Below are 24,788 nucleotides of genomic sequence, written 5' to 3' on the forward strand. Positions count from 1 at the left end.
ACACTAACAAAAACACACGATGCACACCGGAAAACGTTACACCCCTTTTGAATTCGCAAAATGGACGAAAAGAGATACCTTCTTAATGCTGATTATTGCTACAGTCCCGACTATTTTATATGTCATAGGATGGAAATTTATAGGATTGCCCTGGCAGCCTGTAGCCATCCTGGGAACAGCCGTAGCCTTTATTGTCGGATTTAAAAATAATGCCAGTTACAACAGGATTTGGGAAGCCCGACAGATTTATGGCGCAATTATTAATGATAGCCGAAGCTTCGCTTACTCAGTTCGGGATACGCTAGGTGGGAAAGAATCTCTAGTTGTAAAAAAGATTTTCTACCGGCATTTTGCATGGCTTACAGCATTGAGATTTCAGCTGCGAGAACCACGTTCCTGGGAAAATATGAGCCAGAGAAGTAATTTTGTTTACCGGGAAAGCAGATACGAAATTCCGGAACTCAACTCTACTTTGGAAGAGGAATTGAAGTCTTATTTGCCCGGAGAAGAACTACAATATATTCTTTCTAAGAAAAATAAAGCAACTCAGCTTACAGCTCTACAATCCGAAGAATTGATCCGGTTGAAAAAAACAGGAGAGATTAATGATTTCGAATGGACACTATTACAGCAGTCTATTATAAAATTTACAGACGATCAGGGAAAAGCGGAGCGTATAAAGAATTTTCCGTATCCCCGAAATTTTGCTTCCATTGCAACGTACCTGCTTTTTATTTTTGTAATACTGGCACCTTTCGGTTTGGTAAAAGAAATGGATAAACTGGGCGAAGGTACCTTTATGCAAGGTTATACGGTATGGTTCAATATTCCTTTTTCAGCGATTATAACATGGGCATTTCATACACTGGATACAGTGGGAGAGAGTTCAGTAAATCCCTTTGAAGGAAGTGCCAATGATGTTCCGATTACCCAGATTAGCCGTACAATAGAAATTGATATGCGCGATATGCTGGATGAAAGCGATCTTCCACAACCAATTACACCTAAAAACAATATTGTACTTTAAAAACAAATCACTTAAAAACTTTATAAATCGATGATTGAAAATTTTGTCTTTTACCTGGGATTGGTATTGGTAATCCTGCTGGCGATTATGCTGGCAAATAAATTAAAAATTGCCTATCCCATACTATTGGTGGTAGCCGGGCTGCTCATAAGTTTTATTCCCGGAATTCCCCAAATAAAAATAGATCCCGAACTTATCTTTATTATCTTTCTGCCACCACTTTTGTATGAAGCCGCTTTTGCAACCTCATGGAAAGAAATATGGAAACTACGGCGTATTATTACCAGCTTTGCTTTTATCGTTGTATTTCTAACGGCGCTGTCTGTTGCTGTTATCGCGAATGCCTATATTCCCGGATTCTCATTGGCTTTAGGTTTTGTCCTGGGCGGAATTGTTTCTCCTCCTGATGCTGTGAGTGCCGGAGCTATTCTGAAGTTTGTAAAGGTTCCTAAAAATCTGTCTACAGTACTGGAAGGTGAAAGCTTGTTCAACGATGCTTCTTCGCTTATTATTTTCCGTTTCGCCATGGTAGCTGTTGCTACAGGACAATTTATCTGGCAGGATGCTGCCACCAGCTTTGGATGGATGGTTGTTGGCGGAGTGGCAGTAGGCGTATTGCTCGCTTTTATTTTTCTGAAGGTTCATAAGTTATTTCCTTCAGATGTTAATATGGATACTATACTAAGTCTGGTAACGCCTTACATCATGTATATTGCAGCTGAAGAGATTCATGCTTCGGGTGTACTGGCAGTTGTAAGTGGTGGATTATTCCTTTCTGTAAGAAGACATGAGTTTTTCCGTACTTCCGAATCGCGGCTCAGGGGATCAAATGTCTGGGAGAGCTTTGCATTTCTGATTAACGGTATTGTTTTCCTTATTATTGGTCTGGATCTGCCAGAGATTCAGGAAGGATTACAGAATGAAGGAGTAGGACTTAGTGAAGCGGTTGGCTATGGAGTGATAGTTACTCTTACCCTTATTGTTGTACGTTTTATTGCAGCCTTTGGTGCAGTTATTGTAACTCTTATTGCCCGTAATTTTATCAATGTAGCAGACCGTAATCCGGGAACGAAAGCACCTTTGTTATTCGGTTGGACAGGAATGCGAGGAGTGGTTTCGCTGGCAGCAGCTTTATCTATTCCGGTGCATATGGATAACGGAGAACTCTTCCCACATCGGAATCTGATACTCTTCATTACTTTTATTGTAATACTGATTACATTGATTGTACAGGGGCTTACTTTACCTGCATTGATATGTAAGCTAAAGCTCTCACCGGATTCGGGAGACTATTTGTCGAAAGTGGAGGCAGAAGATGTTTTGAGAAAGGGAATGCGACATGCAGCTTTTACTTATCTCAATGAAAATTACAGCCATCGGAAAAGCGATAATGAGTATTTCCGCAAAATGATAGATCAGTGGGAAAAAGAGGACAAAGAAGAATCTATCCGTAAATTCTCCGATGAAACCAAAGAAATGTATCTGAATGCTCTGGAAGAGCAAAGGGTTTGGCTAAGAGAGGAAAATAGGAACAATCCGCGTATGGATGAGGAATATATAAGACACTATCTGGTAAAACTGGATCTGGAAGAAGAAAGATTGAGAATTGGTTAAAGTATTTTGTCAGCTTAATCGTCTTACTATTATAAAGGCTGTTTACAGTCACGTTAAGATATAAAATATAAATTTCAAAGGCTGCGTTATAAGTGGCTGTAAATTGTAAAATGAGTTTAATAAAGCAACTGGGGCAGTTCCCCGATAACGAGAGAAAATTATTTTTCGAAACATTATCCAATTATAAAAACGGACAGTTTCATAATCTGGTTCCGACTCCGGCATTGGCTGAAGGTGAGAAAATGGGTAAAGTTTTATGGAATTTTCTAAAAACAAAATTTCCGGATACAAAACCAAAGAAGGCTATTCCGTATGTGAGTACCGATCTGAAGAACCTTAATCCGGAAGAAAATGTGATGGTGTGGTTCGGGCACAGTTCTTATTTAATCCAACTGGATGGTATGACATTTCTTACAGATCCTGTATTTAGTGGAAATGCATCTCCAATACCGGCTTCTGTAACTGCATTTGAAGGATCCAATCATTATCAGCCCGAAGATATGCCCGAAATAGATGTATTATTTATTTCGCACGATCATTGGGATCATCTGGATTACAAAACGGTACAGGCACTAAAACCAAAGGTAAAAAAGGTAATTTGTGGTCTTGGCGTAGCACAACATTTTGAATATTGGGGCTGGGATAGAGATAGGATTATTGAAAAAAACTGGTACGACAGCATAGATCTTGGCAATGGTTTTAATGTTACGTTGACTCCGGCCAGACACTTTTCCGGAAGGCTTACAAAGCGTAATATCTCTCTGTGGACTTCTTTTGTATTACAGACGCCTACAATGAAATTGTTTTTAGGTGGAGACAGTGGTTATGGACCACATTTTAAAGATATAGGAAACAAATTCGGGCCTTTTGATTTTGCAATACTGGAATGTGGACAATATGGAGATAAATGGCCATATATTCATACTTTGATGGATGAGATGATGACAGAGATAAAAGAACTTAAAGCAAAAAGCTTTATTCCGGTACACAATTCCAAATTCAAACTTGCCCAACATCCTTGGTATGAACCACTGGAGAAGGTTACAGAATATGCGGAGGCAGAAGGAGTTCCCGTAGCAACCCCCAAAATAGGAGAGAAGCTGAATCTGAATGAGCTCGACAAAAAATGGAAGAAATGGTGGCGGGAAATTATGTAATTGAGATCTTTATAATATAAAAACGAAGGCACAAATATTAAACTTGTGCCTTTGTCTTTTCTTTGATTCATTAGGCTGTATTTTACCGAAGCTTATTCGCCAATATGTAAATGAGTACTAACAGCTATTCTGTTCCATGCATTGATGGTAATAATCGCCATAATAATCTGTGCAACCTGATTTTTAGTAAAATGTTTTAATGCTTTTTGATAAGTTTCTTCGGATACTCCGTTGTTGCTTATTAGTGTTACTTCTTCAGTCATAGCCAATACCGCCTGTTCTTCTTCGGTATACAAATAGGTAGCCTCTCTCCAAGCGCTTAGTACAAATATTCGTTGTTGTGTTTCACCATTTTTGATAGCATCTTTAGTATGCATATCCAGGCAATAGGCGCAATTATTGATTTGTGATGCGCGGATTTTTATTAACTCTTTTAAAGTTTTTGATAATTCCGTTTGTGCAGTAGCCGCTTCCAGACCGTACATTGCTTTGTACAATTGTGGCTCAGTCTGAGCAATATTGATGCGTTTTTCCATTGTTTCCAAGTATTTAGTTATTGATGTTACAAAGTTGAAAAATCTGCATCTGAAAAAACTTAAGCTGGTTTAAGAAATCTTTTTAGCCCTTATTTCACTTAAGTATTCAGGTGTAAGCCCCAGAAAAGAAGCAACCAGATATTGGGGTATCCGTTGTACAAACTGAGGTTGCTGTTCCAAAAAATGGAGGTACATTTCCTCTTTAGAAAATGTGTAGATATACCTTACCCGCATTTGAGCTGCAGCATATGAACGCTGATAAACATATCTGAAGTAGCGTTCCATTATTGGATGTTCCTTCAACAAGCGTTCCTGATCCTGGTATTCAATCACCAAAACCTCCGAATTTTCAACCGCCTGAATACTGAAATCTGTCCTTAGCTGATGCTCATAAGCCATATTGTCGGTAAGCCACCAGGCTTCAATAGCAAATTCTGTTGTTTGTTCAGTGCCTTTAGAAGTAAAGTAAAATTTCCTGAGACAACCTTTAAGAACATAAAAATGATACCTACATATTTCTCCAGAAGTAATCAGATTTTCCTTTTTTCGGAATTTTTTAATCCGGAAAAAAGAGCTTACTTTTTCAAACTCCTCATCGTTTATTTCAATAAATTTGTCTACGTGGGCTCTGAAGATCTGAAACATTTCCAGGGAGATTATAAATGAAAATTCATATTAATGGAACTAAGATACTAAAAAGCAAAGATATTTAAAGTTGAATATTGAATGATTTTTGCCAGTTAAGAAATTGGATTATATTTTTTTTATCCCTTTTAAGGGAATTAATATTTTTATTTTTTTATAATTTTTATATATTGGTATCATTATTGTTTTAACAAAACTTTAACAACTGTCAGTTCATGAAAAAAAGTTTTAAACTTGCTGGTTTAGTGATGATAAGTGCTATCGTATTGCAATGTAAAAAGCAAAACGAAACAGTTACATCTACACCCGATCACAACGATGCTACATCTACCATAGTAGAAGATCCTAAACAGGAAAAAGATTCTGTGGAGGTGCCGAAAAAAGACTCAATTGTAAAACCTGAAAGACCAACGGTTAGTATTAAAAGCAATTCTGACTATAGTGCATGGCCTATAAAAGGAAATGATTCGCTGAAGAAAGTCTTTCTGAATACTTATAAAGGGGAAGACCTTCACAATATTCTGGCACTGAACCGCCTGGATAGAAAAAATATGGGACAGGCGGATACGCTTATCGTACCGAATAAACTTGAATCTAATTTTCTGGCTTATTCACCATTCCCTGAGTATGTTGAAGCAATGTCTTCAATACCGAAAATTGCCTTTTTCTCTTATCCTATTCAGGCTTATGCCTTATATGAAAATGGAAAGCTGGTAAAGTGGGGGCCTACAAGTATGGGATCTAAAGCACACCAGACGACCAGAGGATTGCATTTTACAAACTGGAAAGGAAAAGAAATCATTAGTACCGTAAGTGATGAATGGAAGCTGAAATGGAATTTTAATATAGCCAATCATGAAGGTATAGGCTGGCATCAGTATTCAATGCCCGGTTATCCGGCATCGCACTCCTGTCTGAGACTTTTAGAAGAAGATGCGAAATGGATGTATGATTGGGGAGAGCAATGGGTGCTGAATAAAGGCGGAGCAACAGTACGTGCAAAAGGAAATCCGGTTATTGTCTATGGTGATTATCCTTGGGGCAAAAGAAGACCATGGAAAAAGCTAATGGATGATCCTAAAGCTAATGATATTTCTGAAGAACAATTAACAGAGATTGTAACTCCTTTTCTTGCGGAAATAAAAAAACAGCAGGATAATCGGGTGAAAGTTCTTGAGGAAATTAAAAAAGAAAAAGAACAGGCAAAACAACAGCAGGATACTGCAAAGCCTAAAGAAACAATGTAATTGAAAAGCCGGAATTTACTCCGGCTTTTTTATGGTTAAATCTGCTGATACTTTTAGAGCCTACCACACCTTATAGGTTTTCGAAACCTATAAGGTATATTTTTATAAAATAATATTGTAAATTAGATTAAAGAGAAAGCATAGTAAGAAATCTTTTGGGGCTTCCTTTTGTGGTTAAGTCAATAGATAACTCTACACAATTCATTTTCATATTTCGTACTTCTAACTTCTAACTTTATAAAGGTTCTCCCTTCTTAACTTCTATACTGTCTGAGGTTTCTTCTGCAAATTTTCTCAAAATTTCCATCTCTTTTTTTGCCAGCTTTTGGCCGAACTGAGAAGCCATCCAGGTTAGCAGGATAAGTACAATACAGGCTATACTGGCATGGATAGCCCATGGGTAGTTTTCAGTCTTGATCTGTATCTCAACGTAATATAATGAAATAAATACCATGAAGAATATTCCGAAAAGAAAATAAAGAAACATAAAGAATGTCCACACAGCAGAGCTGGGACCAAATATACCTCTTATTTCAGTATGGTCTTCCTGCTCGCTGCTCTTCTCTATTCTTATTGAAAGGTAAGGCTTCCAGTAGTTATCGATATTATTATTTACCCATATACTGGCAACTTCCCTGTTTATTTTTCCATGAATAAGAGGATTTGCCCGTATCATTTCCAGTAAATGCTGCTCATATTCAACAGGGGAGAGCTTTGTACTGAATTTGAACCGCGGTCTGTTTCGTATACTATTGAGTGTTGCTTCTTCCATAGTTTTAATTTTCCTGGTATGGTATTGGATCTTCCAGTATAAAGCTGAAATTAAAGGTTTCACTGTTTCGGGTAACAGTGATTTTGATAACTTTAAATTCTTCAGATTTAAATAACTCGTTGAGCTGTTCCAGCGTATAACTACCAGCTGGTTTACCATTTACCGTTACTAATTTATCATTTTTTCTTAATCCGGCCTTATAGGCAGGAGAATCTTCTCTGCACCCGGCAATAGAATAAGATGGTTTAAGAACAAATTTATACTGAAAACTATCACCCAGATTAACTTCTGTTCCTTCTCTGGGAGAATCTTTGCTCTTGGTAGTCGGTATAGAAACTAAATCTTTGTCCCATATCATACCATCGTGGCGAAGATCCAGACCACTCATATTAAAATGGAACGGATCATTGAAATTTCTGTTTTTCTTCAGGTATATTTTAGAATTAGGATAGTCAAAAAATACGGTGAATCTTCTTAGTATTTCGCCACCTATAGAACCTTTTCTGTCTGTAACCAGTTTCAGATGCTGAATAGAAAACTCATCAGGCATTGCGGTCAAAGGCTTTTCAAAACTAAATTCACCTATAGAAAACTTTCTGATTCGGCTTCTTTTTCCAAAAATATCACCATTAAAACCTCTGCCCAGATAGTCATCAATATTGGGTCTGTTATAAACAAAATTTTTAATAAGGCTTGGAAATATCCAGATTGGATCACCATTTCCCAGATCAATGAGAAGTTTTGAAGGTTTAGGGATTGTAGTCATCTGGATATCGGCTATAATATAAGGTTTATCTCCTTCCAGAGTAACAGGGAATGGAGAAGTTTTTCTTACAGCTCTTTCAAATTCTTTTTGATCGGAATATACAGTGATTTTCTTTTTGACATAATCAATTCTAACAGGGTAGTCTCTAAAAAATTCATATCCGATAATACCATTAACCGGAATACCGATATGTGAAGAAAAATTGAATTCTTCATTCAGGATCAGATATATTGTATGTTCTTTGTCTATAAGATCTTTTCCGAAGCTAAGAACGTTTTTCTGGGAAAGAATACCTTCTATTTCTCCGGATCCTCCGAGACCTGTAAATTTCATCTTGGAAACATCATTAAGGCTAAGATCTTTATCCTGAGTGCTGAATATAATAGTATTGGCGACACCTGAGTCAAGAAGAAAGGTTAGGCTGACACCATTAAGCTGTACAGGAATAAATATAAGACTATTGATTAACTGAAACGGTATAATAGCTTTTGTTCCTTTTTCTAATTCCATTTTATTTTGGCCTTTGAAAAAAGTTATTATAGTAATTAGTAATATAATAACAAAGCGTTTCATGTTATGTGAAGTTAATAAAAAAATGCTTTGCTTGTGCAAAACATTTTTCTGTTACTTTACAAATCTTTATGATTTGCATTTTTCTCTAATCTGCGGTCAGGTATTATCCATATAATGGCGACAGCATAATAAAAGAAAAGTGCAAGATATGGCTGATAAAATGAACTGGCAATTCCTAAAATATATAGTATTATGGATGCTTTTTCTTTATAGCTGCTGCCAATGGCTTTGGCATAGGCTGACTCTTTTCCTTCCTGATTCAGTATCTGATAAGAAAGTATTGTATAACCAATGGCAACAAGAATAAGAAGAATACCATAGGTAATGGTTGTATTCTTATCAAAATGGTGTTCTCCCATCCAGGCTGTTGCGAAAGGCATCAGAGAAAGCCAGAATAAGAAAAACAGATTACTCCACATAATTCTGCCATTAACACTGCTACAGTAATGCAGCATATGATGGTGATTGTTCCAGTAGATGCCGACATAGATAAAGCTGAGGATATAACAAATGAATTTAGGCAATAAACTGGATAACGCAGACCAGCTTGTGGCATCCGGAACTTTTAACTCCAGTACCATAATCGTGATGATAATGGCAATAACGCCGTCACTAAATGCCTCTAAACGCGATGTTTTCATAATTCCGATTATAGTTTTATATATTGTTATTTTTTTTGAAACAGAACAATAAAAGTAAAAAACTCCCGGAATATTCCGAGAGTTTTTTATAAGTTTTTAGTATACTATATCTTAGTATCTGTAATAGTCTGGTTTGAATGGACCATCTACAGTTACCCCAATATATTTTGCCTGCTCCTGAGAAAGAGTTTCAAGCTCTACACCTAATTTTTTAAGGTGAAGGGCAGCTACCTTTTCATCTAAGTGTTTAGGTAAAGTATATACTTTGTTTTCATATTTATCAGAATGTACCCAAAGTTCAATCTGAGCTAATGTCTGGTTAGAGAAAGAGTTAGACATTACAAATGAAGGGTGACCTGTAGCACAACCAAGGTTTACCAAACGACCTTCTGCAAGGATAATGATATCTTTACCATTAACGTTGTATTTGTCAACCTGAGGTTTGATTTCTATTTTAGATGCACCGTGATTGTCGTTTAACCATGCCATATCGATTTCGTTATCGAAGTGACCGATGTTACATACAATAGTTTTATCTTTCATTTTTTCGAAATGCTCACCTCTTACAATACCGAAGTTACCTGTAGTTGTAATAATAATATCTGCATTGTCTACTACTGTATCCAGTTGTTTTACTTCGTAACCTTCCATAGCAGCCTGTAATGCACAGATTGGATCGATTTCGGTTACTGTAACAATAGAACCAGCACCTCTGAAAGAAGCTGCAGTACCTTTACCTACGTCTCCGTATCCGCAAACTACAACACGCTTACCAGCAAGCATAACGTCTGTAGCTCTTCTGATAGCATCTACTGCAGACTCACGACATCCGTATTTGTTGTCGAATTTAGACTTGGTAACTGAATCGTTTACATTGATTGCAGGCATAACTAATGTACCATTCTGCATTCTCTCGTATAATCTGTGAACTCCTGTAGTTGTTTCTTCAGAAAGCCCTTTGATATCTTTTGTTAATTCAGGGTATTTGTCGAAAACCATATTGGTAAGATCACCACCATCATCAAGGATCATATTTAGTGGCTGTCTGTCTTCTCCAAAGAAAAGAGTTTGTTCGATACACCAGTCAAATTCCTCCTCGTTCATACCTTTCCATGCATATACAGGAATTCCGGCAGCAGCAATAGCAGCAGCAGCATGATCCTGAGTAGAGAAGATGTTACAAGAAGACCATGTAACGTCAGCTCCAAGAGCAACTAAAGTTTCGATAAGAACAGCTGTCTGGATCGTCATGTGAAGACATCCTGCGATACGAGCTCCTTTCAACGGTTGTTGCGGACCGTATTCTTCACGGATAGCCATAAGTCCAGGCATCTCTGCCTCAGCTAGTTCTATCTCTTTTCTTCCCCATTCAGCCAGAGAAATATCCTTAACTTTGTAAGGAACGTATTGTGTTTTAGTTTCCATTAATTTGAATTAATATATTTTTGCAAATTTACAATCTATAATCCTATTAGCAAAATATGCCGTTATACCAGAATTTCTCCGATAATAAAGCCGTTGTATGGATATGGAAGTATGATGAGAGTGAAGAACTGAATCCTCAGGAACTTTTGGAACCCGAAAATTTTGAAAAGGTTACCCATTATCATCCCAAGAAGTTATCAGAAGTATTGATGGTACGTAAAATGTTGAAAAAACTTTTACCCGAGCATAAAATACTGTATAAAGAAAACGGAGAACCTTATCTGGAGCCCGCAGATAAAGAAATATCAATAAGCCATTCTTTTCCTCTGGCAGCTATTGCTATTTCTGATAAAAAAGTAGGAATAGATCTGGAAATGGTAAAGGATAAAATTGTAAAAATAAAACACAAATTTACCCTTAACGAATCCTCATTTATAGTACCTGAAGAGGAAAAAGAATACCTTACAGCCATATGGTGTGTAAAGGAATCTCTTTATAAGCTGCATCATTCCAAATTCTGGTCTTTGAAAAAGAATTATGAAGTTGAAGCTTTTCAGTTACACCATCTGGATAATGTAAGATGCAAGGTATATGATGATAATTTTTCCGATTATTTCTGGGCCCAGCTAAAGAGATTTGATGATTTCTTTTTCTCCATAGTTGTGGAATCCTGATTCCGAAGGAATCTTTCAATCACTTTTACCTGTTCTTCGGTTACGTTGTTTATAAGAGCTAAAAGTTCGTTTATACTTTTTAGTTCTGTTAGCCTGCTGATTTTTTCCGGATTAGAAATAAAAGGTACTTCTTTCTCCATAATCTCACGGCGGCGTTTTTCCAGTAAAGTTTCTATTTGGTCGGAAGGCTCTTTATAATCCTCAAATTCTTTCAGACTTTCCTCTGTAATGCCTTCTACATTTAGTAAAAGCTGCATTTTGGTAAACTCCAACATAATTTTCTTTCTCCAGTTTTTTAAATCTACTTCAGAGAAAGTATCATTTTTCTGTGCATACATGGAAAGTGATGCAATATAAGCAGTAAGAAGATGACTTGTGTTGACAAACTGGTGTATACGTTTGATTCTTAAATGCTGCTGGAATTTAGGGTCAGATAACATTCTCTGGAAGTTGTCCGAGAGATTAGCCAGTGCAATAATGGCATCTTTTCTCGTTTCCTTGAAATCCTGAGTGATATTCACATTTTTTTCAGTAATCATTTCACAGACAATCTTAAAGTAGGCTTTGTTGCCATTAATAGCATCGATAACATAGGATTTGTTCTGTGTCCTTTCCCATACCGGAAATACAAAATAAGAAACCAAAAAGCTAATCGCACCACCAATAAGCGTATCGATAATACGGTCTGCAAAGATTACCTGAAAGTTCCCTGGTGAAAGGAAATTAAAAGACATAAATACATAAATTGTCATAAAGAAAATGGCCGTCATGTATTTATGTTTAAGAAAAGTATAGCACAATACCATACTAACCAATAGGATAATAAAGAGTATAGTTGTATTACTGATATAGTATAAAATAACAAAGCTCAGTGTAGCGCCTGCCAGTGTTCCGCCAAGCCTTAAGAGGTTCCGGGACTTGGTAATACTAAATGCAGGTTTCTGTATTGCCAGTATCGTAATCAGAATCCAGTAAGAATGCCCAATTTGTACGAATGTAACCAAAGAAACAATATAACCGATAAGCAAGGCTATAGTGATGCGTAGTGCATGCCGGAAGTGGGCTGATTTTAAGGACAAGTTAAATTTAAGCAGCTTTAGATTGATCTTTTCAGTTTTAGGAGCAAATTTTTCAAAGTCCAGACCGAAAGATAAACTTTTGGCAAGCTTCTCATCGTAACCTGATGCACGATAAACAGTTTTCACCTTTTTGGTAATTTCACTAAGGTTCATCAGGATCTGACGAAGCATCATAAAGTCCTGGAAGTTCTCATGATTCATCTCCGTATTACGAAGGTCATAATACAGTTGGTAGCACTTCATCAGTTCCTTATCGAGGTTGGCAATAGGAAAAGCTTTCTGATTGGCCTGTACTGCAATACCGATATTGATAAGTTCGGATGAAATAATCTCAATATAACGATGAATAGAAGGGAGAATATTTTTATCATCAAATTTCTCATGCATGGTTTTATAATCCTGCTGAGAAGTAAGAATTTGTTCGAAAAGATCTATACTTTCCAGGAACATTAGCATAATAATACGGCTGGTAGTCGTAGATTCGTTAACGTATGTTCTGGTGGTAAAAAGTATTTCACGCAGATCCTCGTGATGTTCTTTCAGTTTAATCTGTGAAGACATCATTTCGTGGAAAAGAGCGTCAAAATCAGGTTTTGTTCTGTAGAATTTAGATTTGATCCGGATAAAATTTCCAAGCTCTATAAAGTTTTCTCCCAGAATCTGTTTAACCAATATATAGGGCTGAATCTTAGACAGTATAAAAAAGAGAAGAAAAGCCCATAAACCGCCTAAAGTAAGTGTGATAGAAGTTTGGATAACCTTTCCGCCGCCAAAGTGCCCGTCGATAAGAATTGCAAATACCACAAGGGTTAATGATCCCATTGCGGAAAGTCGGGTACCATAAATACCGATAAGAGAAAAGAACATTCCGAAAAGAATAATCTCTGCAGCTACAATAATGGGGTATTGGTAGGTAAGTCCAATGGCCAGAGACACAATGAAAAAACAAATAATCCCAATGATAAAAGTATTCCGACGTCTTACGAAAGGGCCGGGTTGGTCCATGTTTGTCATAAGCATAGTACCAAGAGGAAAAGCAAAGTATTCTGCCAGAATACCGAAATAGGCCATAATAATGCAGGGAACTACAACTGCAAAGGTCATTCTAAGCCCATAATAAATATACTGGCTGGTCATGAATTTTTTCAATTCGGCGATTCGGTTCATTTTGCAAATTTAGCAAAGCTAATACAAGAATGAAAGCCTTTATAGTGGGGAAATATGATTTTTTTGTTAAATCAATATTAATTGAGTTTACTGTTTTTTAACTAAGTCTTTATGCTCATTGCCCCATTTGCCTAATTCAGTTATGATGTTGTGAAGTTTATAACCTATTGGAGTCAGTTCGTATTCTACTCGGGCAGGCACTTCTGCATATACAAACTTTTGGATTATTTTATGTTCTATCAGCTTTTTCAGTTCTAGTGCCAGCATCCTTTCTGTAATATTGGGGAGACATTGCTTTAGTTCGCTAAAACGCAGTTTTCCGTTGATAAGGTAACAGCAAATTGCAAGAGTCCACTGGCCACCAATTATATTAACAGCATATACCTCATGACACTCTTCGGTTAAGGCTTTTTTATTGGCAAAATTTGTTGAAGTGTCTTTAATTTTTGTCATTAGTTAAATTTTTTATAGGACCTTACAATGGGGTGCAATATAGGAAATTAAGGGTTTTTGTAAATACTTTTGTCCAATATAATTTTAGTTTTTAATATGAAAAAAGAAGGGAAAATATTAATTATTCTGGTGCATCCTGATCTTGAAAAATCAGTGATTAATAAACGCTGGATAGAAGAATTACAAAAATATCCGAATCAATATTATATACATGATCTATATGCGGCTTATCCGGATGAGAAGCTAAATATTGAAAAAGAACAGCTTCTAATAGAGGCTTATGATACAATTGTTTTTCAGTTTCCGTTTTACTGGTTTAGTGCCCCGCCCTTATTAAAGAAATGGTTGGATGAAGTATTGTTATATGGTTGGGCTTATGGCAGTAAGAGTGGGTATAAATTTGCAGAGAAAAAAGTCTCCTTGGCAATCAGTGTAGGAATTGATGAAGAAGAATATTCTAAAGCCGGTATCTACAATTATACACTTAAGGAACTGACAACACCCTTTGAACTTACTTTTAAATACATTAAAGCAGATTACAAACCTTTATTTGCATATTATGGTATTGAACGGAATGTGTCATCGGAATGGATTGAGAAAAGTATTCCGGCTTATATTAAATTTTTGGAAAAAATGTAGACCTGTAATAGGAATACTTTCATTTTGATTGCTATATATTTTATTTCTTTTTTATAATTTTGGAGTCATGAATACTGAACAGTTATACGCTATTTATAAAACTTGTAATAAGGTTGTAATAGATTCCAGAAAGATTGAAAAGGGAGATTTATTTTTCGCTTTTTCAGGTGAAAGTTTTGATGCTGCAACACAGGCTGAGGAGGCAATAAATAAAGGTGCTATAGCTGTAATAATTGAGAATCCTGATTTTAATAACCCGGAAAACAATATTTTCTGCTTTCCGTCTACACTTCAAACATTACAGGATTTAGCAAAAGAACACCGTAAGCACTTGCAGATTCCAATTATTGGACTAACGGGGAGTAATGGTAAAACAACAACAAAAGAACTTATTCACGCTGTCTTGGTGCAAAAATACAGTGTTCAGTATACACAGGGAAACCTGAACAATCATATAGGAGTTCCGCTAACGATTTTATCTATTCAGCCAGGGCATGAAATGGCTGTAGTAGAAATGGGTGCGAACCATCAGAAAGAAATTGAATTACTTTGCAGCATTGCTCAGCCGGATTATGGTTATATCACCAACTTTGGTAAAGCTCATTTAGAAGGCTTTGGAGGTTTTGAAGGCGTTATTAAAGGGAAATCGGAACTATATGACTATCTAAAAGCCAACGATAAAACTATTCTGGTTAATCAGGCAGATGCTATACAGGAAGAAAAAACAGCTGCTTACAGTAAAAAAATAACTTTTGGTACTGATGTTTCCAATTACCAGTTTCAGATATTTACAGAGAACAACAGGATTGGTATTCTGTTTAATGATCAGAAAGCGCTTTCTCAATTAACAGGTGAGTATAACTTCAATAATATTTGTGCTGCAATTTCTTTGGGTAAATATTTCGGAGTAGAAGATGCTGATATAAAAATCGCTATAGAGAGTTATACACCAACCAATATGCGCTCTCAGATTGTGGAAAGAGATGGGAAGACTCTGGTATTGGATACCTACAATGCCAATCCAAGCAGTATGGAAGTTTCCCTTAAAAATTTCAGCCAGTATAAAGGATCCAAAACTATTATTATAGGAGATATGCTGGAGCTTGGAGATGAAAGCAGGGGAGAACACGAAAGAATTCTGGCGCTGGCAGAAAGCTTAAATTTTGATAATATTATTACCGTTGGTCCTAAGTTCAAAGAAGTCAACGTTTCTGAATTGGCTTTTGAAAGCACAGCTCTTACCGGTGACTATCTGAAACAAAATCCTGTTGCAACAGAGAATATTTTGCTAAAAGGTTCCCGGGGTATTGCTTTGGAAAAGCTGATTGATTTATTGTAAGCTAAATTTAATAATCACTTGTATTTTTAAGGTTTATGATTAAAATTGAACCCGAAACATTAATAGAGTAAAGAATAGCTAACGGAAAATCTGTACACCGAAAGCCTGCTATATAAAATGTAATGAAAACTAAAAGAACTGAGATTGGAATAATCACAGTTTTTTTATTTGTCCATTTTTTTATGAGAATTGCTAAAATTAGCATGGCAGGAACTGAAAAAAGAAGTCCACATGCAGAGACAAACAGTAAATTGAACCATTATATATCTGGATAAAAAGAGCAGGCAGAATATTTGATATCACCCATACTTTCAATAATGATTTTAGTATGGAAGAATTGTAACTAATACTCATTGCCCTTTATTTATTACTTATGGCTATTCCAAATCCAGCGCTTCATCCAATATCAGGCGTATATTCTGGAATGTATTGGGAAAAACTTCTGTTTTAATCTCACTTTGAGGTTTCCATTCCGCTTTGGTAATACCTTCAATTTCCTGTGGCAATGGTTGTTGATTGCTATGGTGGCGCATTTTGTACCAATGTGTAATCTTTAGAACCTTGCTGCCATCTCTTTCTGTGTACATGTGATAAGTAGAACTCAGGAATTCTTCCAGAGAAAGATCCGTGATAGAACATTCCTCTTCAACCTCTCTCAGAGCAGTTAAATCTTTAGATTCTCCTTTTTCCATTTTTCCTTTCGGAAGATCCCATCTGGACATGCGGTAGATAAAAAGAACTTCATCTTTTGTGTTCAGTACAACACCACCGGCAGCTTCGATGTTTCTGAATGAGGCAGAAAAAGTATTCCAAACCTCTTCTACATTTTCAGCATAAATATTGACAGAAGGAGTTGAAGTGTTCTCTAATAGGTCTATAGCAATACTAAATGTATTAACATCCACAAATTCTAAATTTTTATCAATTTGCTGAATAGCATTTGTGAAGGATAATTTTCGTTCATTGATAAAAACTTTATACATTTGTTAGGGTTTATAATTAAGTACAAAAATATAAAAATAATGAATTTAGAAGGTAGAAAAGTTGTCGTAAATAAATCGGTTGCTGAATTAAAAGAAATGCTGCAAAAGCCGGAGGACTATAAAGCGCTAATGCCGGACAGTCTTAAAACTTTTGAAGTAAAAGAAGGTGGCTTTAACTTTGAGTTAAGTGGTCTTCCTAAGATTGGTCTTAAGATTCAGGAGGTTACAGACCAAGGTGTAGTATTGGCTTCAGCAAGTTCTTCTTTGGATTTTGCATTAAGAGGGGTGATGAATCCGGTAAATGATACCCAGACTGAGGTACAATTATTATTCGAAGGAAAATTCAATCCGTTTCTTAAAATGATGGTTGAAAAGCCGCTTCAAAACTTCATCAACTCATTAACCGACAAGATCGAAAGCTTATAAATATAAATTTTCTATCAGAAAGTATAAACCGGAAGAAGTTTCTTTCGGTTTTTTTATTATTTAATATCTTGCCTTGCCAAGGTTTCAAACCTTGGTAAGGCTATTTAATCCGAAAAAAGAAGGCTGTTTCGGATTACAAGTCCAAAGCTAAATTTGGGATTTAAAAATCAAAGAAAGTACTAAGCAATAATTCCGCTGCTGTGATCTTTTGCAGCTCCTGTTGCAGATGCCAGGACATTGTTTTCACCTAATACTCTTAAAAGCCCCATAAAAGCAAATATAAGAGCTTCTTTGAATTCTATAGTCTGTTGGTCCGGAACTATTAGTTGAGTTGGCGTTAGAGCCTGTAAAGACTCTATAAAAAAGTGATTGTAGGCACCGCCACCAGTAACAAGGATATTTTTGAGTTGTTTCTGGTTTAATACAATCGCGACCTGCTGGGCAGAGTGACGGGTTAATGTGGCTAAAGCAGTTTCAGTAGAAACATTTTGTAGCAATGGCATAACTTCAGTATTCACCCATTCTATACCCAGTGATTTTGGTGCCGGTTTTTTATAAAATGATAAAGCATTTAGCTTTTGAAGAAGAACATCATTAATAGTTGTATTTCTGGCAATATCCCCATTTCGGTCATATTCCTGTCCTAGTTTGCTGCACAAAGTATTTAGAACAACATTAAGCGGAGAAATATCAAATGCTATTCTCTTACCCGCTTCATTGTAAGAAATATTGGTGAATCCACCTAAATTCAGACAGGCAGAATATTTTGAAAATAATAAATGATCACCAATAGGTACTAATGGAGCACCATTTCCACCCATCAGAACATCCTGAGAACGAAAATCGTATACAGTGGTTATATTGGTGAGATATTTTATGAGCCTTGCATCACCAATCTGAAGAGTAAAATGTCGCTGTGGTTGATGAAAAACAGTATGCCCGTGGGATGCAATTATATCCAGCTTCTCTACTTTATGTTCCAGGATAAAGCTTTGTGCACACTCGGCTAAATAGGAGCCGTATTCAGAATGTAATGCTAAAAGATCTTCTGATGATAATTCTACAGCAGATCTTAACTTTTCTTTCCATACAGAAGAGTAGGGTAATGTACGGCCTTTGAGTATTTTGAAATCCCACTGCAGTTTTTTAGTAAACTGAACATAGCAGATGTCCAGTCCGTCCAGACTGGTCCCGGACATAAGACCTATGCAGTGATAATCCCTCATTTATTTTTTCATATCCGGCATTGTTTCGGAGTTTGCTTCTCCAAAGCTGCTGTATAGACTGTATTGACTAAAGTCATCTTTAGCTTTCATACCGTGAGAACCAATCAATATATTTCCTTCTTTATCGGTAATAAATACTGTATCTTTAGTATACATTTTTTTATTTTTCTTATCCCAGTAGATACTCTGCATTTTGAAAGTCTGACCTTCCGGATTAATAATTTTCACATCGCCTTTTGCAATATAAAAATCTTTTTTCTCAATCATTTTGGCATATTTCGCCCAGAGTTTACCCGGAGTTTTAGGATTCTTCTGGTCGATAAATTCTATATAAAGACCTTTCCGGGTTTCTACATACGGCGTATCCAGATACTCGTACTTTTCAATAAGCGGAGCATTGAACCTCATAGAAATACGCCCGGAATCACGCTGAATAATTTTAGCGTTATAAAAAACCTGAGATGGGAAATTAGTTTTCTTTTTTCCGCCTGCTTTGCTCTGGTCCTCCTCACAAGATACAAGCAGAAAAAAAATAGCCAAAGGAAATACTCCGGCTAATTTTTTAAAAGATATCTTATGTAAGATGTTCATCTTAGTTATATAAGTTTTTAATGAACCAACGGTCCGCAAAATTAAATCCAATTTTGAAGTTGATAAATCCTTGCTGTACAAGATTATTTTGAACAGTTCCTTTCTTACCAAATTCTACTGCAAAATCTATACTGCTGAATGAATTAATAGAAGGTTTGATAGGGAAGTTAGCACCAAGACTTAATCCGTAACCATTAATATCTTTACCATTAATGTTGAGTCCTCCTTTTTCATAGAATGCTCCGTATCTGTAAATTACGCGAGAGAAATAACTTCTGAAGTCATTTGCGTTCGGAATAAACCAACCTCCGGCAGAAATTTTATAACCATCTTTGTATTCAAATGGGTTTCCAAGGAAGTTAATAGTCCTTCCCTTTGTATAATCTACCTGAGCAGAAGCAAACCATCTTGCATCTCTACCATAACCAATACCAGCTGTAAATATCTGAGGAATAAGGTTTTTAGATTTGCTTACGTTCTGATCTATAATATTTACATTCTGTCTGTTTTCGCCAGTGTAGAAATATGTACTATTGGTATATGTAGATTCCATTGTACCTCCGTTTCCGAACTGATAAGTAGCACCGGCAGTAATTTTATGGTCTGTACTTGTTTTATGCTGATAAGCGGCACCTAAAGTAAAGTTGAAACTTTTTACTTTATTGCTGGTCTGGTAACCATTAATGAGCTCGGCATTTTTAAAAGTAACCTCTTCGATATCGGATACTTTACCGAAATAGAAGTTAGTTCTTAAACCTAAACCTAAACCAGGGATTACCTGATAAGATAAAGCCGCCTCTACTGTACTGATTGTTCCTTCGCCTTTAAAGAAATTAGCCTGCTGGTTACCTTCATTTCCTATATTTTTAGTTGTTAAGATATTATAGGTTTTAGAGCTGTATGGCTGATATCCTAAACCAAATTTAACTTTGGAAGATAATGGAACTGCTACCGATATATTAGAAAGATAGTTAGAGTGTTTAGTCTTACTATAATTATTATAATCGGATTTATAGAAGCTATTCTCATTAGTAACCTGACCTCTTAAAGAAGTAAGCTCTAAATTGAAGTTGGCTGCAGGGTTGCCGAAGTTAAATGAGTTGGTGAAATCTGAGATATATGCTGCAGAAATACCACCCATAGCAGATATATTGAGGTCATTATTGTATTTAACATCTCCAAGCCCAAATACTGCATACGGAGAATTTCCGATAGACTGAGCACTAAGTGTTGTTCCTAATGCGACTAAAGCGAAAACAAAGATTTTGTTCATGTACGATTTGCTTAACAAAGCGCAAATATCATAATAAATAATGAAAGCTAAAAATTATTTACCCCTTAAAATAAGTTAAATAATGTGAAAGAGCTAAAGACTTATGCCAATTTATACTTCAATTTATTGCTTTCGCAGTATAATTTGATACTTCATTTGTTGCTTTTGCTTTTCATTTAGGTTTGTGTTTTGTTATTACGGTGCTTATCTTTGTGCTATGCACTGGAATGAAATTGTCGGGCAGAATGCCATAAAGAAAATGCTTCAGGATTCGGTAACAGAAGGCCGTATCAGTCACGCCCAATTATTTGTCGGGAAAGAAGGTTACGGAGGATTGCCACTTGTTTTAGCTTATGTTAAAGAGATTCTTTCCAAAGAAAATTCATCTGCCGGTCACAAGGTAGAAAACCTTAACCATATCGATCTTCATTTTAGTTTTCCAAGTTATACGGAAGGAGGAAAAGCCCTAAGCAAAAATTTTCTACAAGAATGGAGAAGCATGATTTTGGAAAATCCTTATTCCAGTGACGATGACTGGATCATGCGTTTGGATTCTGAAAAAAAGCAAATGATCATCTCAGTTCATGAAGTGGAAGAAATTATAGACAAGTTTAAGCTTAAAAGTTTTGAAGGCGGCTATAAAGTCTTAGTCATGACCAAAATCGAAAAGATGAATGATCAGGCTGCCAATAAGTTTCTGAAATTTCTGGAAGAACCACCTGAGAAAACGATTATCCTGCTTCTGGCGGAGAGTATTGATTTCGTTCTGCCTACAATCTTATCTCGTTGTCAGCTGGTTAATATTCCTAAATTACCACCTGCTGATTTAGAAAATGCTTTGACAGAGCAATTTAATATTTCTGAGAATAATGCCCGAGCTTTGGCTTTTCAGGCACAGGGAGACTGGAATCTCGCGATGAAACTAATGTCTGACAATGCTGCAAATGATGAATTTGAGGCACTTTTTATTCAATGGGTCAGAAATGCCTTTCAGGCTAAGACAAAACCAGGCGTTATAAAGGATCTTATTTTATGGGCTCGTGAGATTTCTTCATGGAGCAGAGAGAAACAGAAAAAGTTCTTAGATTATTGTGCAGAAATCTTCCGTTTAGCATTATTACATAATTATGCTGCCGACGATCTGGTATATAAATCATTAAATAAAAATGGATTTAAATGGGAAGGTTTCTCCCGCTTTATCCATGGCGCTAATATCGAATCTATTCTGGAAGAATTATCCGAGGCAAATCTTCATCTACACCGAAATGGAAATGCCAAAATAGTATGGACGGATATGGGAATCAAATTAACCCGTTACATCCATAGATCGGCAAATTGAAATTTATATTAGGCTGATTAATTTGTTTAAGTTTGAAATTATTAATCTAAATGTATAAAGAAGATCACCTTTGTACTTAAATTATGTCTTTTGTTTTACTTATAATATCACCTGTAAAGGAACCTGAATAATTACATCCTTTTTCTTCTCATATAAATAAAGGTAATAATAACAACCAGTGCCATAACTCCCAAAGTTATATAGTAACCACTTTTATGATGAAGCTCTGGCATAACATCAAAGTTCATTCCATATACACCCGCAATAAAAGTAATGGGTAAGAAATAAATAGAGTACATAGACAAGATCTTCATAGCCTCATTGTTTTTCTGATCACTAATCGCCAGAAACATACCGATAAGGTTGGTAACTTGTTGATTCAGATGTTCAAAATCAGCAATAGCATCTTTCTGTTTATCCACAAGATCCATTACTTCAACATGCTCTAAAGAAAGTTTATTGAAATTCTGAACCCAGTCAGATGAGATATTCAGAATACGAAGATTCAGCCCTGTTTTACGTTTTAGTTTATACAAACGCTTTATCTGATTGGTATGAGATGTTTTCTTTAAAAATATTTCAGATTCAATTTTGTCAAGAAGCTCCAAAAGATTCTCACTTTCAGCATCAAAAGTTTTAATAACCTTATGTGCCAGCCTTAGTGCAATTCTTTCCACTGTAATCGCGTCCGGAGTTTTACTGTTATCCAGCTCATTTTTAGTTTTTGTTACACTCGTTGTACCAAGTCTGTGGACCGTAATTATTGTCTGTCCTACGATAAATATTCCCAACTTGGTACTCACATCGCTAATGGAGTTTAGGTTTATCCTTTCCAGTTCAGTATTCTCTCTTGTCAGAAAGAATTTAACATGGTCAGCTTCCTCATATTTTGGAAGGTGATTCGGATCTACAGTATCCTGAAGTAAAAGCTTATTAATTTCATACCTGTTTTGCAGGAAGTCCAGGTCTTCCTCCGTAGGTGCTTCAACATCTATCCATTCGCAGTTATGATTGTGAAATAAAGTTTTGATAGGCATGAGACAAATGTAATATAAAATTTCTTTCGATATACTACTATCAGCTATTTTAGGAGAGAAATTTATCTTCATAACCAACATGCCTACAGGTATTTAAAACTAAATATTATTATGTAAAGAATAAAGTGCTATTTTTGCCGAACTTTTAAGTGAATGCAGTTTTCAGGATCATAATTGTTGTTTCAAAATTGCATAAGCCCCCCATAAATAAAAAAAGAAATATGAAGAAAAGTGTCATAAAAGGCTTTGGTTATTACGTGCCGGAAAAAGTTGTGACAAACGACGATCTGGCTAAGTTAATGACCACCAACGACGAGTGGATTACCGAAAGAACAGGTATCAAACAACGTCATTACCGTAAAAATATAAACGATGCTGAAGAAACGACTGCTTACTTAGGTTTGCAGGCTTCAAAAAAAGCTATCGAAAGCGCAGGACTTACTGCCAAAGATATTGATTACATCGTATTTGCAACACTTTCTCCGGACTATTATTTTCCGGGATGCGGAGTATTGCTACAGGAAATGCTGGGATGCGATACTATTGGTGCATTAGATGTAAGAAATCAATGTTCCGGTTTTGTGTATGCAATGAGTGTTGCAGACGCTTTTATTAAAGTGGGACAGTATAAAAATATTTTGGTGGTGGGAGCAGAAATTCATTCATTTGGATTAGATTTCACCGATCGCGGAAGAGGTGTATCTGTAATCTTTGGTGATGGGGCAGGTGCTATTGTACTATCTGCATCTGAAGATGATAATGTACAAGGGATCCTTGCAACGAATATGCATTCCGAAGGAAAATATGCAGATGAACTTTGCACAAAATTCCCGGGAACAAAATACGGATGGAGTGTACGTCTGAAAAATGAACCAGATGCTATTCCGGATGAAGAAATTTACCCACACATGAACGGAAACTTTGTATTTAAGCATGCCGTTACACGTTTCCCGGAAACTATTCATGAAGCACTGGAGAAAGCTGGTAAAAAAGTAGAGGATCTGGATCTTCTTATCCCGCACCAGGCGAATAAGCGTATTGCACAATATGTACAACAGCAACTCGGACTTCCGGACGAGAAAGTAATGGTGAATATTGAAAAATACGGAAACACAACCGCAGCTTCTATCCCTATTGCGCTAAGTGAAGCTATTGAAGAAGGAAGAATGAAAAGAGGTGATCTTGTGTGTCTTTCTGCTTTTGGTAGTGGATTTACATGGGGTAGTGTTTTATTCGAATACTAAGCTTACAGAAAATATAAAATATATAAGAACTCTGGCATTTTTAATGTCAGAGTTTTTTATATTCTGAAAATCTGCTACTTTCGTTTCATAAACTAATAACATATGACTAAAACTATTATTCACTTTTTTCTTGTTATTCTAACTTTATCAGGATTAAGCCTGCAAGCTCAGAAAAGAATATTATACAATCTTCAGGTTACTTATCCCGATGGCTTAAAAAAGAATTCCACCGTATATCTGGACATTAATAATGATAAAACTGATTTTTATGAAGCCAGGTTTATAACACCGGGGCAAAAGCCTTCTGGTCTGGTACAGGCCATAGAAAGAAAAAGTGGTACATCTGAAAATACAATTTTGGTACAGGATTTTAAACTCAATAGTTTCAAAATCAAAACAACCGATATTTTGGATTGGAAACTCATGAATGATTATAAAACTGTTGAGAAATACAAATTACAGAAAGCAACGGTGTTATTCGGAGGGAGAAATTGGAATGTTTGGTTTTGTAATGAAATTCCACTTGCAGAAGGACCTTATAAATTTAACGGATTACCAGGCTTAGTTTTTGAAGCAGAAGATATGGATGGGGTATTTAAATACTCATTGATGAAAATTGAAAATCTATCCAAATCCTCAGTACAACCAACATTAAATGTTAAAGATGCGGTTAATATTACCTGGGAAAAGTATAATAAATTACTATCTGACTTTTATGAAAATCCTTACCAAAAAGAAAGAGAATCTACTCAGAAAGGTAATGAAATTGTTTATGAAGATAAAGAAATGAAAGTACAGGATTTCACTAAAATGACCAAAGATTTTCAGACAATGATCCGAAAGAATCTGCCTCCTTATGTTGAAGCTGACAAAAACTTTCTGCTTAATAAAACTAATTAACACCGAAAAGCTTAA

24 protein-coding genes are annotated in these 24,788 nt (G+C 36.0%); 11 read left to right on the forward strand and 13 right to left on the reverse strand.

The genetic code is table 11. The annotated features are described in order from the left end of the window. Positions 1-19 precede the first annotated feature (19 nt). From BAZ10_RS18440 to BAZ10_RS18450, 3 genes are all read left to right on the forward strand, one after another. The gene (locus tag BAZ10_RS18440) at positions 20-1,027 is read left to right on the forward strand and encodes a bestrophin family protein (RefSeq protein ID WP_078773298.1); all 1,008 of its coding nucleotides are present in this window, start codon (positions 20-22) and stop codon (positions 1,025-1,027) included. 30 nt (positions 1,028-1,057) lie between these two features. Continuing rightward, a complete protein-coding gene (locus BAZ10_RS18445) occupies positions 1,058-2,641 on the forward strand; it encodes a Na+/H+ antiporter (protein WP_078773299.1) in 1,584 nt (527 codons plus the stop codon). A 110-nt stretch (positions 2,642-2,751) separates the two neighbouring features. Further along, complete coding sequence (locus BAZ10_RS18450) at positions 2,752-3,798, forward strand: MBL fold metallo-hydrolase (RefSeq protein WP_078773300.1); 1,047 nt, start codon at positions 2,752-2,754, stop codon at positions 3,796-3,798. A 92-nt stretch (positions 3,799-3,890) separates the two neighbouring features. On the opposite strand, the gene BAZ10_RS18455 is transcribed toward BAZ10_RS18450, so the two are convergent. Continuing rightward, entirely contained in the window at positions 3,891-4,334 is a 444-nt protein-coding gene (locus BAZ10_RS18455; protein WP_078773301.1) for a carboxymuconolactone decarboxylase family protein, read from the reverse strand. Between the two features lie 69 nt (positions 4,335-4,403). Continuing rightward, positions 4,404-4,979 (reverse strand): Crp/Fnr family transcriptional regulator, encoded by a 576-nt coding sequence (locus BAZ10_RS18460; protein ID WP_078773302.1) that lies wholly within the window; start codon positions 4,977-4,979, stop codon positions 4,404-4,406. Between the two features lie 215 nt (positions 4,980-5,194). On the opposite strand from BAZ10_RS18460, the gene BAZ10_RS18465 reads away from it, so the two are divergent. After that, the gene (locus tag BAZ10_RS18465; protein WP_078773303.1) at positions 5,195-6,226 is read left to right on the forward strand and encodes a L,D-transpeptidase; all 1,032 of its coding nucleotides are present in this window, start codon (positions 5,195-5,197) and stop codon (positions 6,224-6,226) included. A 235-nt stretch (positions 6,227-6,461) separates the two neighbouring features. Here BAZ10_RS18465 and BAZ10_RS18470 read toward each other — a convergent pair whose 3' ends face one another. The 4 genes from BAZ10_RS18470 to ahcY form a co-directional block, all read right to left on the reverse strand. Next, on the reverse strand, positions 6,462-6,998 hold the full coding sequence (locus BAZ10_RS18470) for a hypothetical protein (RefSeq protein WP_078773304.1): 537 nt from the start codon (positions 6,996-6,998) through the stop codon (positions 6,462-6,464). Positions 6,999-7,002: 4 nt separating this feature from the next. Beyond that, entirely contained in the window at positions 7,003-8,274 is a 1,272-nt protein-coding gene (locus BAZ10_RS18475) for a PDZ domain-containing protein (protein ID WP_245803872.1), read from the reverse strand. Positions 8,275-8,393: 119 nt separating this feature from the next. Next, positions 8,394-8,978, reverse strand: a complete 585-nt coding sequence (locus BAZ10_RS18480) for a TMEM175 family protein (protein WP_078773306.1) — start codon at positions 8,976-8,978, stop codon at positions 8,394-8,396. Between the two features lie 111 nt (positions 8,979-9,089). After that, positions 9,090-10,403 (reverse strand): adenosylhomocysteinase, encoded by a 1,314-nt coding sequence (gene ahcY, locus BAZ10_RS18485; protein ID WP_078773307.1) that lies wholly within the window; start codon positions 10,401-10,403, stop codon positions 9,090-9,092. 56 nt (positions 10,404-10,459) lie between these two features. Here ahcY and BAZ10_RS18490 point away from each other — a divergent pair, with 56 nt between their 5' ends. Continuing rightward, on the forward strand, positions 10,460-11,077 hold the full coding sequence (locus BAZ10_RS18490) for a 4'-phosphopantetheinyl transferase family protein (RefSeq protein ID WP_078773308.1): 618 nt from the start codon (positions 10,460-10,462) through the stop codon (positions 11,075-11,077). On the opposite strand, the gene BAZ10_RS18495 is transcribed toward BAZ10_RS18490, so the two are convergent. After that, complete coding sequence (locus tag BAZ10_RS18495) at positions 11,014-13,323, reverse strand: FUSC family protein (RefSeq protein ID WP_165690109.1); 2,310 nt, start codon at positions 13,321-13,323, stop codon at positions 11,014-11,016. The genes BAZ10_RS18490 and BAZ10_RS18495 overlap by 64 nt on opposite strands. A gap of 87 nt (positions 13,324-13,410) precedes the next feature. Next, positions 13,411-13,776 (reverse strand): winged helix-turn-helix transcriptional regulator, encoded by a 366-nt coding sequence (locus BAZ10_RS18500; protein WP_059323279.1) that lies wholly within the window; start codon positions 13,774-13,776, stop codon positions 13,411-13,413. Positions 13,777-13,872: 96 nt separating this feature from the next. Here BAZ10_RS18500 and BAZ10_RS18505 point away from each other — a divergent pair, with 96 nt between their 5' ends. Then, positions 13,873-14,415 carry an NAD(P)H-dependent oxidoreductase gene (locus BAZ10_RS18505; RefSeq protein WP_078773309.1) on the forward strand — a complete coding sequence of 181 codons (543 nt, stop codon included), beginning with the start codon at positions 13,873-13,875 and terminating at the stop codon, positions 14,413-14,415. Positions 14,416-14,482: 67 nt separating this feature from the next. Beyond that, on the forward strand, positions 14,483-15,754 hold the full coding sequence (locus BAZ10_RS18510; RefSeq protein ID WP_078773310.1) for a UDP-N-acetylmuramoyl-tripeptide--D-alanyl-D-alanine ligase: 1,272 nt from the start codon (positions 14,483-14,485) through the stop codon (positions 15,752-15,754). Between the two features lie 377 nt (positions 15,755-16,131). On the opposite strand, the gene BAZ10_RS18515 is transcribed toward BAZ10_RS18510, so the two are convergent. Then, on the reverse strand, positions 16,132-16,737 hold the full coding sequence (locus tag BAZ10_RS18515) for an NUDIX hydrolase (protein WP_078721590.1): 606 nt from the start codon (positions 16,735-16,737) through the stop codon (positions 16,132-16,134). Between the two features lie 39 nt (positions 16,738-16,776). Between BAZ10_RS18515 and BAZ10_RS18520 the strand changes: the two genes are divergently transcribed. Beyond that, the gene (locus tag BAZ10_RS18520; RefSeq protein WP_059155829.1) at positions 16,777-17,163 is read left to right on the forward strand and encodes an SRPBCC family protein; all 387 of its coding nucleotides are present in this window, start codon (positions 16,777-16,779) and stop codon (positions 17,161-17,163) included. 179 nt (positions 17,164-17,342) lie between these two features. On the opposite strand, the gene BAZ10_RS18525 is transcribed toward BAZ10_RS18520, so the two are convergent. Genes BAZ10_RS18525 through BAZ10_RS18535 form a run of 3 tightly spaced genes read right to left on the reverse strand, consistent with a single transcriptional unit; the run spans position 17,343 to position 20,253 of the window. Next, positions 17,343-18,389 (reverse strand): anhydro-N-acetylmuramic acid kinase, encoded by a 1,047-nt coding sequence (locus BAZ10_RS18525; protein WP_078773311.1) that lies wholly within the window; start codon positions 18,387-18,389, stop codon positions 17,343-17,345. After that, positions 18,390-18,980 (reverse strand): LPS export ABC transporter periplasmic protein LptC, encoded by a 591-nt coding sequence (gene lptC / locus BAZ10_RS18530; protein WP_078773312.1) that lies wholly within the window; start codon positions 18,978-18,980, stop codon positions 18,390-18,392. It abuts the gene before it with no gap. Position 18,981: 1 nt separating this feature from the next. Beyond that, a complete protein-coding gene (locus BAZ10_RS18535) occupies positions 18,982-20,253 on the reverse strand; it encodes a hypothetical protein (protein ID WP_078773313.1) in 1,272 nt (423 codons plus the stop codon). Positions 20,254-20,470: 217 nt separating this feature from the next. Between BAZ10_RS18535 and BAZ10_RS18540 the strand changes: the two genes are divergently transcribed. Beyond that, entirely contained in the window at positions 20,471-21,592 is a 1,122-nt protein-coding gene (locus BAZ10_RS18540; RefSeq protein ID WP_078773314.1) for a DNA polymerase III subunit, read from the forward strand. A 131-nt stretch (positions 21,593-21,723) separates the two neighbouring features. Here BAZ10_RS18540 and BAZ10_RS18545 read toward each other — a convergent pair whose 3' ends face one another. Next, on the reverse strand, positions 21,724-22,629 hold the full coding sequence (locus tag BAZ10_RS18545; RefSeq protein WP_078773315.1) for a magnesium transporter CorA family protein: 906 nt from the start codon (positions 22,627-22,629) through the stop codon (positions 21,724-21,726). 221 nt (positions 22,630-22,850) lie between these two features. Here BAZ10_RS18545 and BAZ10_RS18550 point away from each other — a divergent pair, with 221 nt between their 5' ends. Together BAZ10_RS18550 and BAZ10_RS18555 are read left to right on the forward strand one after the other, a co-directional pair. After that, complete coding sequence (locus BAZ10_RS18550; RefSeq protein WP_009084434.1) at positions 22,851-23,873, forward strand: 3-oxoacyl-ACP synthase III family protein; 1,023 nt, start codon at positions 22,851-22,853, stop codon at positions 23,871-23,873. 102 nt (positions 23,874-23,975) lie between these two features. Beyond that, positions 23,976-24,773 carry a GLPGLI family protein gene (locus tag BAZ10_RS18555; protein ID WP_078773316.1) on the forward strand — a complete coding sequence of 266 codons (798 nt, stop codon included), beginning with the start codon at positions 23,976-23,978 and terminating at the stop codon, positions 24,771-24,773. Positions 24,774-24,788 lie beyond the last annotated feature (15 nt).

The organism is Elizabethkingia occulta, from assembly GCF_002023715.1.
Lineage (GTDB): Bacteria > Bacteroidota > Bacteroidia > Flavobacteriales > Weeksellaceae > Elizabethkingia > Elizabethkingia occulta.

Excerpts from the sequence above, each read along its gene's own strand:
- BAZ10_RS18440 (WP_078773298.1), top strand. The coding sequence starts at position 20 with ATGCACACCGGAAAACGTTACACCCCTTTTGAATTCGCAAAATGGACG.
- BAZ10_RS18445 (WP_078773299.1), top strand. The coding sequence starts at position 1,058 with ATGATTGAAAATTTTGTCTTTTACCTGGGATTGGTATTGGTAATCCTG.
- BAZ10_RS18450 (WP_078773300.1), top strand. The coding sequence starts at position 2,752 with ATGAGTTTAATAAAGCAACTGGGGCAGTTCCCCGATAACGAGAGAAAA.
- BAZ10_RS18455 (WP_078773301.1), bottom strand. The coding sequence starts at position 4,334 with ATGGAAAAACGCATCAATATTGCTCAGACTGAGCCACAATTGTACAAA.
- BAZ10_RS18460 (WP_078773302.1), bottom strand. The coding sequence starts at position 4,979 with ATGTTTCAGATCTTCAGAGCCCACGTAGACAAATTTATTGAAATAAAC.
- BAZ10_RS18465 (WP_078773303.1), top strand. The coding sequence starts at position 5,195 with ATGAAAAAAAGTTTTAAACTTGCTGGTTTAGTGATGATAAGTGCTATC.
- BAZ10_RS18470 (WP_078773304.1), bottom strand. The coding sequence starts at position 6,998 with ATGGAAGAAGCAACACTCAATAGTATACGAAACAGACCGCGGTTCAAA.
- BAZ10_RS18475 (WP_245803872.1), bottom strand. The coding sequence starts at position 8,274 with ATGGAATTAGAAAAAGGAACAAAAGCTATTATACCGTTTCAGTTAATC.
- BAZ10_RS18480 (WP_078773306.1), bottom strand. The coding sequence starts at position 8,978 with ATGAAAACATCGCGTTTAGAGGCATTTAGTGACGGCGTTATTGCCATT.
- ahcY (WP_078773307.1), bottom strand. The coding sequence starts at position 10,403 with ATGGAAACTAAAACACAATACGTTCCTTACAAAGTTAAGGATATTTCT.
- BAZ10_RS18490 (WP_078773308.1), top strand. The coding sequence starts at position 10,460 with ATGCCGTTATACCAGAATTTCTCCGATAATAAAGCCGTTGTATGGATA.
- BAZ10_RS18495 (WP_165690109.1), bottom strand. The coding sequence starts at position 13,323 with ATGAACCGAATCGCCGAATTGAAAAAATTCATGACCAGCCAGTATATT.
- BAZ10_RS18500 (WP_059323279.1), bottom strand. The coding sequence starts at position 13,776 with ATGACAAAAATTAAAGACACTTCAACAAATTTTGCCAATAAAAAAGCC.
- BAZ10_RS18505 (WP_078773309.1), top strand. The coding sequence starts at position 13,873 with ATGAAAAAAGAAGGGAAAATATTAATTATTCTGGTGCATCCTGATCTT.
- BAZ10_RS18510 (WP_078773310.1), top strand. The coding sequence starts at position 14,483 with ATGAATACTGAACAGTTATACGCTATTTATAAAACTTGTAATAAGGTT.
- BAZ10_RS18515 (WP_078721590.1), bottom strand. The coding sequence starts at position 16,737 with ATGTATAAAGTTTTTATCAATGAACGAAAATTATCCTTCACAAATGCT.
- BAZ10_RS18520 (WP_059155829.1), top strand. The coding sequence starts at position 16,777 with ATGAATTTAGAAGGTAGAAAAGTTGTCGTAAATAAATCGGTTGCTGAA.
- BAZ10_RS18525 (WP_078773311.1), bottom strand. The coding sequence starts at position 18,389 with ATGAGGGATTATCACTGCATAGGTCTTATGTCCGGGACCAGTCTGGAC.
- lptC (WP_078773312.1), bottom strand. The coding sequence starts at position 18,980 with ATGAACATCTTACATAAGATATCTTTTAAAAAATTAGCCGGAGTATTT.
- BAZ10_RS18535 (WP_078773313.1), bottom strand. The coding sequence starts at position 20,253 with ATGAACAAAATCTTTGTTTTCGCTTTAGTCGCATTAGGAACAACACTT.
- BAZ10_RS18540 (WP_078773314.1), top strand. The coding sequence starts at position 20,471 with ATGCACTGGAATGAAATTGTCGGGCAGAATGCCATAAAGAAAATGCTT.
- BAZ10_RS18545 (WP_078773315.1), bottom strand. The coding sequence starts at position 22,629 with ATGCCTATCAAAACTTTATTTCACAATCATAACTGCGAATGGATAGAT.
- BAZ10_RS18550 (WP_009084434.1), top strand. The coding sequence starts at position 22,851 with ATGAAGAAAAGTGTCATAAAAGGCTTTGGTTATTACGTGCCGGAAAAA.
- BAZ10_RS18555 (WP_078773316.1), top strand. The coding sequence starts at position 23,976 with ATGACTAAAACTATTATTCACTTTTTTCTTGTTATTCTAACTTTATCA.